The organism is Stenotrophomonas sp. (assembly GCF_032061965.1).
Classification (GTDB): Bacteria; Pseudomonadota; Gammaproteobacteria; order Xanthomonadales; family Xanthomonadaceae; genus Stenotrophomonas.
Window position 1 is genome coordinate 1 of the sequence record NZ_DAMBEF010000070.1, and the last position, 12163, is coordinate 12163.

The 12163-nt window shown below is 65.5% G+C and carries 11 protein-coding genes; all 11 read left to right on the forward strand.

The genetic code is table 11. The annotated features are described in order from the left end of the window. Nucleotides 1–170, forward strand: a 170-nt coding sequence (locus tag RT460_RS18830) for an undecaprenyl diphosphate synthase family protein (RefSeq protein ID WP_313321268.1), incomplete at its 5' end; no start/stop codon positions are given. Next, nucleotides 167–988, forward strand: coding sequence for a phosphatidate cytidylyltransferase (locus RT460_RS18835; RefSeq protein WP_313321258.1), 822 nt, complete (start codon nt 167–169; stop codon nt 986–988). The genes RT460_RS18830 and RT460_RS18835, both read left to right, overlap by 4 nt. A 1-nt stretch (nt 989) precedes the next feature. Further along, entirely contained in the window at nt 990–2186 is a 1197-nt protein-coding gene (locus RT460_RS18840) for a 1-deoxy-D-xylulose-5-phosphate reductoisomerase (RefSeq protein ID WP_313321259.1), read from the forward strand. A gap of 26 nt (nt 2187–2212) precedes the next feature. After that, entirely contained in the window at nt 2213–3571 is a 1359-nt protein-coding gene (rseP, locus tag RT460_RS18845; RefSeq protein ID WP_313321260.1) for an RIP metalloprotease RseP, read from the forward strand. A gap of 71 nt (nt 3572–3642) precedes the next feature. Further along, complete coding sequence (bamA, locus tag RT460_RS18850; protein ID WP_313321261.1) at nt 3643–6108, forward strand: outer membrane protein assembly factor BamA; 2466 nt, start codon at nt 3643–3645, stop codon at nt 6106–6108. Between the two features lie 327 nt (nt 6109–6435). Further along, the gene (gene lpxD, locus RT460_RS18855) at nt 6436–7458 is read left to right on the forward strand and encodes a UDP-3-O-(3-hydroxymyristoyl)glucosamine N-acyltransferase (protein WP_313321262.1); all 1023 of its coding nucleotides are present in this window, start codon (nt 6436–6438) and stop codon (nt 7456–7458) included. Then, on the forward strand, nt 7455–7913 hold the full coding sequence (gene fabZ / locus RT460_RS18860; protein ID WP_313321263.1) for a 3-hydroxyacyl-ACP dehydratase FabZ: 459 nt from the start codon (nt 7455–7457) through the stop codon (nt 7911–7913). Before lpxD ends, fabZ begins: the two co-directional genes overlap by 4 nt. Before the next feature lie 18 nt (nt 7914–7931). Continuing rightward, nucleotides 7932–8723, forward strand: a complete 792-nt coding sequence (lpxA, locus tag RT460_RS18865; protein WP_313321264.1) for an acyl-ACP--UDP-N-acetylglucosamine O-acyltransferase — start codon at nt 7932–7934, stop codon at nt 8721–8723. 2 nt (nt 8724–8725) lie between these two features. Beyond that, nucleotides 8726–9934 (forward strand): lipid-A-disaccharide synthase, encoded by a 1209-nt coding sequence (gene lpxB / locus RT460_RS18870; protein WP_313321265.1) that lies wholly within the window; start codon nt 8726–8728, stop codon nt 9932–9934. Continuing rightward, a complete protein-coding gene (locus RT460_RS18875) occupies nt 9931–10602 on the forward strand; it encodes a ribonuclease HII (protein WP_313321266.1) in 672 nt (223 codons plus the stop codon). The genes lpxB and RT460_RS18875 overlap by 4 nt, the downstream gene beginning before the upstream one ends. 218 nt (nt 10603–10820) lie before the next feature. Next, nucleotides 10821–12163 (forward strand): DNA polymerase III subunit alpha (gene dnaE / locus RT460_RS18880; RefSeq protein ID WP_313321267.1); only part of this gene is annotated, 1343 nt, incomplete at its 3' end.

A 12163-nucleotide genomic window follows, 5' to 3' on the forward strand; every position in this document is an offset into this window, starting at 1 on the left:
TGCTGTGGCAGCTGGCGTATACCGAACTGTGGTTCACCGACGTGCTGTGGCCCGATTTTGACGCGGCCATCCTTCAACAGGCACTGGACGACTATGCCGGGCGCGAGCGCCGCTTCGGCCTGACCAGTGCCCAGATTGCGGCCAACACGGCGCAGAGCGCACTTCCATGACCAAAACCCGCGTGATTGCTGCGCTCATCATGGCCCCCGTGGCCATCTGCGCGATCCTGTTCCTGCCCACCCAGTGGCTTGCCGCCGCCGCCGCCCTGGTGTTCCTTATCGGGCTGTGGGAGTGGCTGAAGCTTACCGGCGTGGACGGGTTGCCGCGCACCGTGCTGCTGGTCCTGAACCTGGTGCTGATGGTGCTGCTGGTCTGGGCCTCGGCCGGCTCCAACGTGTTGTTCCAGTTGGCCACCCTGGTCGGTGTCGGATTTTGGGTACTGGCGCTGGTCTGGCTGCGGTTTTTCAACTTCGGCGCCCATGAGGAGCCGGGTTCGCGCATGGCCAAGCTGGCCGCCAGCACCTTGGCCATCATTCCGGCCTGGGCTGCGCTGGTACTGATCCACGACGGCAAGCCCAACGGTCACCTGTGGCTGCTCACCGCCCTGGCCATCGTCTGGGCAGCGGATTCCGGCGCCTATTTCGCCGGCCGTGCATTTGGCAAACACAAGCTGGCACCGCGCATCAGCCCCAACAAGACCATCGAAGGCCTGCTCGGCGGGCTCGTCGCCGGCCTGCTGGTGGCCGGCCTGTTCGGCTGGTGGGCCGGGGTGCAGGTCAATCAACTCGGCGGCCTGATGCTGGTGGCCACCGTCGCCGTACTGGCTTCGGTACTCGGCGACCTGTTCGAAAGCCTGCTCAAGCGCCATGCCGGCGCCAAGGATTCGGGCCACATCATTCCCGGCCACGGCGGCGTACTGGACCGTATCGACGGCGTATTGGCCGCATTGCCGGTGTTCGCACTGGGCAAGGAAATCTTCGGTTTCTGACATGTCCAGCACCTGCACGCCCCGTCAGATCGCCCTTCTGGGCGCCACTGGCTCCATCGGCACCTCGGCGCTGGACGTCATCGCCCGTCACCCGCAGCAGCTGCGCGCCAGCGTGCTGGCGGCAGGCAGCAATGTCGACGCGCTGATCGCGCTGTGCCGGACCCACCGCCCCGACCATGCAGCCATCGCTGACCCGTCTCTGTTCACCAAGCTTCGCGAGGGCTTGGCAGAAGCCGGCCTGACCACGCAGGCCCATGCCGGGCCACAGGCGATGGATGCGCTGGCTGCCAGCGACAACTGCGACACCGTGATCGCCGCCATCGTCGGCGCAGCTGGCCTGTCCTCGACCCTGGCCGCCGCCCGCGCCGGCAAGCGCCTGCTGCTGGCCAACAAGGAATCGCTGGTCCTGGCCGGTGAGCTGCTGACCCGCGAAGCGGCTGCGGCCGGCGCAGAGATCATTCCGATCGACAGTGAACACAACGCCATCTTCCAGTGCCTGCGCTCACGCGATGCGCGCCTGGAGGCCGGTGTGCGCCGCATCATCCTGACCGCCTCCGGCGGCCCGTTCCGTGGGCGCAGCCGCGCCGCGCTGGAATCGGTCACCGTCGCCCAGGCCGTTGCCCACCCGAAGTGGTCAATGGGGCCGAAGATCTCGGTCGATTCGGCGACGTTGATGAACAAAGGCCTGGAAGTCATCGAGGCCCATCATCTGTTCAATGTCCCCGGCTCGCGCATCGACGTGCTGGTGCACCCGCAAAGCCTGGTGCACTCGCTGGTCGAGTTCATCGACGGCTCGACCCTCGCCCAGATGGGTCTGCCGGACATGCGCACCACCTTGGCGGTAGGCCTGGGCTGGCCGCAACGCATCGAATCGGGTGTGGCCGGGCTGGATCTGTTGACCCAGGGACGGCTGGATTTCGAGGCCCCGGACCTGGATGCCTTCCCCTGCCTCCGGCTCGCCTGGCAGGCCATGGAGGCCGGTGGCAGCGCCCCGGCCATCCTGAACGCGGCCAATGAAGTCGCCGTTTCAGCGTTTCTTCAGGGGCGCGTAGGCTTTCTGTCGATCCCTGCATTGGTGGAGCATACCCTCTCCACCCTGCCTTACACGGTGGCCGATACACTGGACGCCCTGCTGGCAGCCGATGCCCACGCCCGCCAGATCACCGAAGCCGCCATCGCCCGCCTGCCGCATGCCTGAACCCACCTTCCAATCGAGCTGCACCCATGGCTGAGTTCCTGGGGTCCGTGTGGTGGATGATCGTCAGCCTCGGCGTGCTGGTGACCTTCCATGAATTCGGCCATTACTGGGTCGCCCGCCGTTGCGGGGTAAAGGTGCTGCGCTTCTCGGTGGGCTTCGGCAAGCCACTGTGGAGCCGCCGCAACCGCAATGGCACCGAGTTCGCGATCGCCGCGATCCCGCTGGGCGGCTACGTGAAGATGCTGGACGAGCGCGAGGTCGAGGTCCCCGCCGGCGAGCGCGCAGTGGCCTTCAACAACAAGACCGTGTGGCAGCGCATCGCCATCGTCGCCGCTGGCCCCATCGCCAACCTGATCCTGTGCATCGCCCTGCTCTGGGCCATGTTCGTGATCGGACGCCAGGACTATTCGGCCACCCTCGGTCGCGTCACCGGCATGGCCGCGCAGGCGGGCTTTGTCGCCGGCGACCAGTTACTGGCCATCGAAGACCGTCCGGTTGGCACCTGGGCCGAGGCCAGCATGGCGCTGACCACGGCGGCCATGGACCGCAGCGACGCCCACGTGCGCGTGCGCGACGTGCTCGACAACGAACGCACCCGGATGCTGCCCCTGTCCCAACTGCCGGTCGGCTTTGACGAGCGCCAAGTACCGGTGCTGGCAGGGTTGGCCTGGCAGTTCTCACTGCAGCCGGCACGGGTGACCCAGGTCGCGGCCGATTCAGCTGCGGCCAACGTGATCCAGCCTGACGACGTGATCCTGGCCGTGGATGGCCAGCGCGTGGACGATGCCGGCCAGGTACTGCCGCTGATCCAGCAGTTGGGCCAGCGCGGCGGCCCCGGCATGATCGAGGTCGAGCGTGCCGGCGAGCGGCTGGCGCTGGAGATCACCCCGCAGATGGGCAAGGCCCCGGACGGCAAGCCGATCTGGCGCATCGGCCTGGAATTCGCGACCGGCCAGATGCCGGCCTATGACGCCCGCCAGCAGTACGGCCCGCTCGCCGCCTTGCCGGCAGCCGTGCGCGAAACCGGCAAACTGGCGACAGATTCATTGGGCATGATGCGACGCATGCTGACCGGCGCTGCCTCGCTCAAGAACGTCTCCGGCCCGATCACCATCGCCCGGGTGGCCAATGTATCGGCCCAGCGCGGGCTGGATTGGTTCCTGTATTTCCTGGCCCTGCTGTCGCTGAGCCTGTGCATCATCAACCTGCTGCCCATCCCCATCTTGGACGGCGGGCACCTGCTGTATTACCTTATTGAGTTGGTCAAGGGCAGCCCGCTGAGCGAGCGTGCCATGGCAGCCGGCCAATATATCGGTCTGGCGCTGTTGGCCGGGCTGATGGGACTGGCGTTTTACAACGACATCCTGAGCCTGGTCCCGCGATGAACTTTTTCCCGCTGTCGTCGTCATACGCCGGCACCCACGCATTATCGAAATCGACTCCAACCGGACGTGATATGACGCGACTTCCCAATCGCCGCCTGCTGACCCTCGCACTTGCCGCCGGTCTGGCCCTGCCCGTGCTCGCACAGGCAGCCGAGCCCTTTACCGCCAGCGACATCCGCGTGGACGGCCTGCAGCGCATTTCCTCCGGCACCGTGTTCACCTACCTGCCGGTGGAACGCGGCGACACCGTCGACGACGCCAAGATCGGCGACACCATCCGCGCCCTGTACAAGACCGGCTTCTTCGAAGACGTGCAGCTTGACCGCCAGGGCGACATCCTGGTCGTCACCGTCAAGGAACGCCCGGCGATCAACAAGTTGACCGTCACCGGCAACAAGGACATCAAGAGCGAGCAGCTGTTGAAGGGCCTGAGCGACATCGGCCTGAGCGAGGGCGGCACCTTTGACCGCCTGAGCCTGGACCGGGTGACCCAGGAATTGCGCCGCCAGTACAACGATCGCGGCAAGTACAACGTGGAAATCACCCCGACGGTGAGCCCGCTGGACCGCAACCGCGTGGACGTGGCCATTGCCGTCAAGGAAGGCAAGGCTGCCAAGATCCGCCACGTCAACCTGATCGGCACCGAGAAGTTCGAAGCCGAGGACATCCTGGACACGTGGGAATCCAAGGAACACAACTGGGCGTCGTGGTACCGCCGCGATGACCAGTACTCCAAGGAAAAGCTGTCCGGCGACCTGGAAAAGCTCAACTCCTGGTACCTGGACCGTGGCTACGTCGATTTCAGCATCGACTCCACCCAGGTCTCGATCAGCCCGGACAAGCGTGACATGTTCGTCACCGCCGGCGTGACCGAAGGCGAGCAGTACAAGATTTCCGAGATCAAGGTGACCGGCGACACCATCCTGCCGCAGGAAGATGTCGAGAAGATGGTCATCCAGAAGTCGGGCGATACGTTCTCGCGCGCCCTGCTGGAATTCAGCGCCGACGCCATCACCAACAGCCTGTCCAACGTCGGCTACGCCTTTGCCAAGGTCAATCCGATCCCGACCAGCAACCGCGCCGATCGCACCGTCTCCGTCAACATGCAGGTGGTGCCGGGCCCGCGCGTGGCCGTCCGCCGTATCGTGTTCAAGGGCAACTCACGCACCGCCGATGAAGTGTTGCGTCGTGAAATGCGCCAGTTCGAGAACAGCTGGTACTCGCAGGCCGCCATTGACCGCTCCAAGATCCGCCTGCAGCGACTGGGCTACTTCGAGTCGGTTGACGTTGAAACCAGCCCGGTCACCGGCAGCAATGACCAGGTGGACGTGGTCTACAACGTCAAGGAAACCACCTCCGGCAGCTTCGTGTTCGGCCTGGGCTACTCCCAGTCCTACGGCATGACCACCTCGGTGCAGCTGTCGCAGAACAACTTCCTGGGCGGCGGCAACCGCGTGTCGGTTGAAGCCTCGCGCAGCAGCTACCTGCAGCGCTATGGCTTCTCCTACACCAACCCCTACTTCACCGATGACGGCGTGTCGCTGGGCTACAACCTGTCCTGGCGCGAACTCGATTACTCCGACTTCAATACCGCGCAGTACAACAGCACCAATGGTGCGGCGCAGGTGGTATTCGGCGTGCCGATCACCGAGAACGATGCGTTCTCGCTGATGTTCGGCATCGACAGCAACCAGATCACCACCTACAGCGGCTATACGCCGAAGTCGATCATCGATTACATCGATGCGGTGGGGACCCGGACCTTCCACTCCTGGCGCACCGAGCTGGGCTGGGCGCGCGATACCCGCAACGACTATTTCATGCCGACGCGCGGTACCTACCAGCGCCTGGGCCTGGAAGCCACGCTGCCGGGTTCGACGGTCGAGTACTACAAGCTCAGCTACCAGTTCTCCAAGTACTGGCCGATCATGCCCTCGCTGGTCATCAATACCCGCCTGGAACTGGGCTACGGTGATTCGTACGGCAGCGACAAGGTCCGCGATATCTGCTGGAACGACATCCCGCCGACCCCGGGCACCCCGGCCGACGGCGATACCCCAGCCGTGCCGGGCACCATCGGCGGCACCGAGGTGGTGGATTGCGCGACCAACCCGACCGCCAACCACCGTCGGATCACCGCCACCGGCCTGCCGTTCTTCGAGAACTTCTACGCCGGCGGTACCAACTCGGTGCGCGGCTTCGAAGACAACACCCTGGGCCCGCGCTCGGAAATCATCGGCGGCTATTACAATGGCCAACCGCTGGGCGGCTCGGTGAAGACGGTCGGCTCGATCGAAGCCTACTTCCCGAAGTTGTTCGACAGCCCGTCGGCCCGCGTTTCGGCGTTCTTCGACTTCGGCAACGTCTACAACGGCACCAGCAACTTCAAGGCCAACGAGCTGCGCGCTTCGGCCGGTGTCGCCCTGCTGTGGCGCGCCCCGGTCGGCCCGATCTCGATCAGCTATGCCTTCCCGTTGAAGAAGGAAGATGGCGATGAAATCGAGCGCCTGCAGTTCACCTTTGGTGGTCAGTTCTAAGACGAACTGACCACTGGCCGGGGCCATGGGCCCCGACCAGCCCGGATTGCAGCTTCGCCACAATCCGGGCCCCTGGGCTTGGCCTGCCTATCCCCCGCCTTCGGCGCGCCCCCTTGACAGAAGGGGGCTCTGCTCCAGCCGGGCCACTTGGGATCTGCAACACGCTCGCCCCCTGCGCGAGCTGCCAGCTCTGCCAACGTCATGAAGCACGGATGGCCATTACCCGCCATGCTGTTTGATACGTCACATTCCCCGCTGCCCTTGTCTCGCAAGGGTGATAACGTCCGGTCGCATGACCGCCAACGGCGCACACGGTAAACTTACTGCGTGAATACTCCTACCTATACCGCTCAGGAACTTGCCGACCGTTTTGGCCTGCAGGTACACGGGGACCCGGCTGTGTCCATCCACGGCGTGGCGACACTTGCGCACGCCGGCGCCGGGCAGCTGACCTTCCTCGCCAATCCGCGCTACCGCGCGCAGTTGGCAGACAGCAAGGCCTCGATCGTGCTGCTGCGCGCCGACGACGCCGAGGCGGCGCCGGGTGCGGCGCTGGTGGCCAAGGACCCGTACACCACCTTCGCCAAGATCGGCGCATTGTTTGAAACCGTGCCGCTTCGCGAGCCCGGCATCCATCCCAGCGCGGTGGTCGACGCCAGCGCCAAGGTGGCCGCCAGCGCACATATCGGGCCCCATGTCTGCATCGGCGCGCGCACGGTGATCGGCGAAGGCTGCATCATCGGCGCCGGCAGTGTCATTGGCGACGACTGCGTGGTCGAAGCCGGCAGCGAATTGCTTGCACGCGTCACCCTGGTCACCCGGGTCAAGCTGGGCAAGCGCGTGCGCATCCATCCCGGCGCCGTGCTTGGCGCCGAAGGCTTCGGCCTGGCGATGGACAACGGCCATTGGATCAAAGTGCCGCAGCTGGGCGGCGTGCGTATTGGTGACGACTGCGAAATCGGCGCCAATACCTGTATCGACCGCGGGGCGCTTGAAGACACCACGCTGGACGAAGACGTGCGCGTGGACAACCTGGTGCAGATCGCCCACAACGTGCAGATCGGCGCACACAGCGCCATCGCCGGCTCCACCGGCATTGCCGGCAGCGCCAAGATCGGCCGCTACTGCCTGCTCGGCGGCGCCGTCGGCGTGGTCGGCCACCTGGAAATCTGCGACCACGTCGTCATCACCGGCAAATCCGTGGTCCGCAACTCAATCACCGAACCGGGCGAGTATTCGTCCGGCACCCCATTGACCGACAACCGCACGTGGCGCAAAAACGCCGCGCGCTTCAAGCAGCTCGATGCACTGGCACGTCGCATCCTGGCTGTGAGCAAGGAGAAGGAATGAACGCCCCAATGCAGATGCCCGTCGACGTCACCACCATCCAGACGTTGATCCCGCACCGCTATCCGTTCCTGCTGGTCGACAAGGTCGTCGAGCTTGATGTGGAAGCCAAGCGCATCGTTGCGCACAAGAACGTCACCATCAACGAGCCGTTCTTCCAGGGCCACTTCCCGGGCCAGCCGATCATGCCGGGCGTGCTGATCATCGAGGCGCTGGCCCAGGCTGGCGGCGTGCTGACCCAACTCACCCTCGGCCGCGACGCGCAGTCCAAGCTGTTCTACCTGGTCAAGGTCGACAATGTGCGCTTCATGAAGCAGGTCGTACCGGGTGACGTGCTGGAACTGCATGTCCAGGTCAAGCGGGTCATCCGCAACATGGCCGTGTACTACGGTGAAGCCAAGGTCGACGGTGAAGTGGTCGCGCACGCCGAAGTGCTGTGCGCCGGCACCCGCGAATAATCTGCACGGAGTACCTGCATGAGCAACAGCGCCCCGCTGATCCATCCGACCGCCGTCATCGACCCCGCCGCCACGCTGGGCGAAGGCGTGCGCGTGGGCGCTTTCAGTTTGATTGGTGCCGACGTCCACATCGGTGACGGCACCGAAGTTGGCCCGCATTGCAGCATCCATGGCCCCACCCGCATCGGCCGCGACAACCGTTTCATCGGCCATTGCGCGATCGGTGGCGAGCCGCAGGACAAGAAATATGCCGGCGAGCGCACCGAGCTGGTCATTGGTGACCGCAACGTGTTCCGCGAATTCGTGACCGTCAACCGTGGCACCGGGGGTGGCGGCGGCGTCACCACGCTGGGCAATGACAACTGGCTGCTGGCCTACGTGCACGTGGCCCACGACTGCCATGTCGCCGACCACTGCGTGTTCTCCAACAACACCACGCTGGCTGGGCATGTCTCGGTCGGCAACTGGGTGATCATCAGCGGCTTTGCCGGCGCCCACCAATTCTGCCGCATCGGCGACCACGCCTTCCTCGGCATGGGTGCGCTGGTCACCGGCGATATCCCGCCGTTCACCATGGTCGGCATTGATGGCCATGGTCGCCCGCGCGGCATCAATAGCGAAGGCTTGAAGCGTCGCGGCTTCGACGCTGAGCGCATCAGCGCGATCAAGCGCGCCTACCGCACCATCTACGTCGCCGGCGTGCCACTGGCCGAAGCAAAGCAGGCCTTGGCCGAGCAGGCGCAGAGCAGCGATGACGTCAAGCAGATGCTGGACTTCATCGAGCACGGCGACCGACCGCTGCAGCGATGATGATGCTGGCCGGGATTCGGGATTCTGGATCGGCTGATACGCGCCGGCTGCGCATCGCGCTGGTTGCCGGCGAAGCGTCCGGCGACCTGCTCGGCGCCGGCCTGATCAACGCCTTGCGCGTGCGCTATCCCGACGCCGAATTTGCCGGCATCGGCGGCGATGCAATGCGCAATGCCGGCTGCGAAACCTGGTTCGATGCCAGCGAACTGGCGTTGATGGGCCTGGCCGAAATCCTGCGCCACCTGCCGCGCCTGCTGAAGCTGCGCAAGGCATTCCGCGAGCGCGTGCTCGACTGGCAGCCGGATGTCTTCCTCGGCATCGATGCACCGGACTTCAACCTGGGCGTTGAAAAATGGCTCAAACAGCGCGGTATCCGCACTGTCCATTACGTCAGCCCTTCGGTCTGGGCGTGGCGCGAGAAGCGCGCGGAGAAGATCGGCGCCAGTGCCGACCTGGTGCTGTGCCTGTTCCCGATGGAGCCCCCGATCTACGCAAGGCACGGCATTGACGCGCGCTTTGTCGGCCATCCAATGGCCGATGAAATCCCGCTGCACAGTGATCGCGCCCAGGCCCGCCAGGCCTTGGGCATCCCCGACAACGTACCGCTGCTGGCGGTGCTGCCCGGCAGCCGCCTGGGCGAAGTCAGCCGTCTCGGCCCGCCGTTCTTCGCCGCGGCCTGGCAGCTGTGCGAAGAACAGCGCGACCTGCACCTGGTCGTGCCCGCCGCCAACGCCAAGTGCAAGGCGATGATCGTCGAGCAGATCCGCGCCGCGGCCTTGCCCAGCGCGCGCGTGCACCTGCTCGATGGCAAGGCCCGCGAGGCGATGACCGCCGCCGATGTGGTGATGCTGGCCTCCGGCACCGCCACCCTGGAAACCATGCTGGTCAAACGCCCGATGGTGGTGGGGTACCGCGTGGCCGAGCTGACTTACCGCATTGTCAGTGCCTTGGGCCTGCTCAAGGTGGACCGCTACGCGCTGCCCAATGTGCTGGCCGGCAAGGATCTGGCGCCAGAATTGATGCAGCACGACTGCACCCCGGACAACCTGGCTGCAGCGGTGCGTAATTGGTTCGAGCATCCGCAGCAGGTGCAGGCGCTGCAGGCCGATTACCAGAGATTGCACCAACAGTTGCGCCAGGATGCCTCGGCGCGTGCTGCCGTTGCCGTCGCCAGCCTGCTGCAGCCGCCCACCCGTCAAGGCCAGCCGTGAACGCCCGACGTACCCCGGCAGCGGCAGCGGATGCCTCGCTGTCGCTGTTTGACGATGCTGCACTGAGCGCGCGCCAAGGCCCACGCCTGGTCGCCGGCGTGGACGAAGCCGGCCGCGGGCCCTTGGCGGGGCCTGTCGCGGTAGCGGCGGTGGTGTTCGACCCGGCCCGACCGCGCATCAATGGCCTGGATGATTCCAAGGCACTGACCGCGCTGCGCCGCGAGCAGTTGTACGACAGCATCATCGAGCGCGCCTTGGCCTACAAGATCATCATGGTCGGCGTGGCCGATATCGACAGCCTCAACATCTTCCAGGCCACCATGCAGGGCATGCGCCTGTCTGTTGAAGGCGTGGCGCATGTGGCGCAGTTCGCGCGCATCGACGGCAACAAGATTCCCAAGGGCCTGCCCTGCCCCGCCGAGGCGCTGGTGGGCGGCGATGCCATCGACCGCAGCATCATGGCCGCCTCCATCCTGGCCAAGGTCAGCCGCGACCGCTATATGCTGGACCTGCACCAGCGCCACCCTGAATACGGTTTCGACCAGCACAAAGGGTACGGCACCCCGTTTCACCTGGCGGCGCTGAAGGCGCATGGTCCGTGTCTTGAGCACAGGCGCTCGTTTGCGCCCGTTCGCGACGCACTGGGCGTGCTCGACGGCTCCGGCTGATGTGCGCCTGAACAGGCGCAAGCGCTGAGACACCGCCAGCCGATCAACGGGCGTGGCGTCGTCGCCCCCGCTCTCGCCTGCGTCACCCTCTTCCATGAGGGGAGCGGCAAACGGCGCCAGCCGCCGCTCTCCCCCTTTTGATCCCCCCGCCCTCGCCCCTCGCGCTTGCTCCTCCGTTCCCCCGTCGCTACCCTGCTTCGGCACACTTCTGGCCCGGCATGTCTACTTCTTCCCGTTTCGTCCATCTCCACGTCCATACCGAATTTTCGATGGTGGATTCCACCATCCGCGTGCCGGCCAAGCCCGATCAGGCGGACCCGAAAAAGGCCAAGCAGCCCAACCTGCTCAGCCGCTCGGTCGAGATGAAAGCGCCGGCCTTGGCGGTCACCGACCTGAACAACATGTTCGCGCTGGTGAAGTTCTACAAGGCCGCCGAGGGCGTGGGCATCAAGCCGATCGCCGGTGCCGACCTGCTGATCACCGAGGACGGCCAGGATCCCTGGCGCATGACCCTGCTGTGCCGCGACCGTGAGGGCTACCTGAGCCTGTCGCGGCTGCTGACCCGCGCCTGGATGGAAGGCCACCGCAACGAAGGCGGCGTCGCCGTGCACCCGCAGTGGCTGAAGGACGGCTGCCAGAACCTGTTTGCGCTGGCCGGCCGCCACAGCCTGGCCGGCCGCCTGGCCAACGAAGGCCGCCATGACCTGGCCGAGCAGCAGCTCGCCGACTGGCAGCGCGTGTTCGGCGACGGCCTGCACCTGGAACTGACCCGCACCGGCCGTGAGGGCGAAGAAAGCTTCAACCAGTTCGCGCTGATGGCCGCCGGCCAGCGCGGCCTGCCGGTGATCGCCAGCAATGACGTGCGCTTCCTGTCGCCGGATGACTTCGACGCGCATGAGGCGCGCGTGTGCATCTCCACCGGCCGCGTGCTGGACGACCCCAAGCGCCCGCGCGAATACAGCCGCGAGCAGTACCTGAAGACACCGGAGCAGATGGCGGAGCTGTTCGCCGACATCCCCGACGCCATCGACAACACCTTGGCGCTGGCCGAACGCTGCAACGTCGAGATGCGGCTGGGCACCTACTTCCTGCCCAATTACCCGGTGCCCGACGACGAGACCCTGGACAGCTGGATCCAGAAGCAGTCGCGCGAAGGCCTGGAAGAACGCCTGCAGGTACACCCGCTGGCCGCCGGCATGAGCCGCGAGGATTACAACGAACGCCTGGAGTTCGAGCTCAACACCATCATCAAGATGGGCTTCCCCGGCTACTTCCTGATCGTGGCCGACTTCATCCAGTGGGGCAAGAACCAGGGCATCCCGATCGGCCCCGGCCGTGGTTCCGGTGCCGGTTCACTGGTGGCCTGGGCGCTGAAGATCACAGATCTGGATCCGCTGCCTTACAACCTGCTGTTCGAGCGCTTCCTCAACCCCGAACGCGTGTCGATGCCCGACTTCGACATCGACTTCTGCATGGACCGCCGCGACGAAGTGATCGACTACGTCGCGCGCAAGTACGGCCGCGAGCGCGTCAGCCAGATCATCACCTACGGCACCATGGC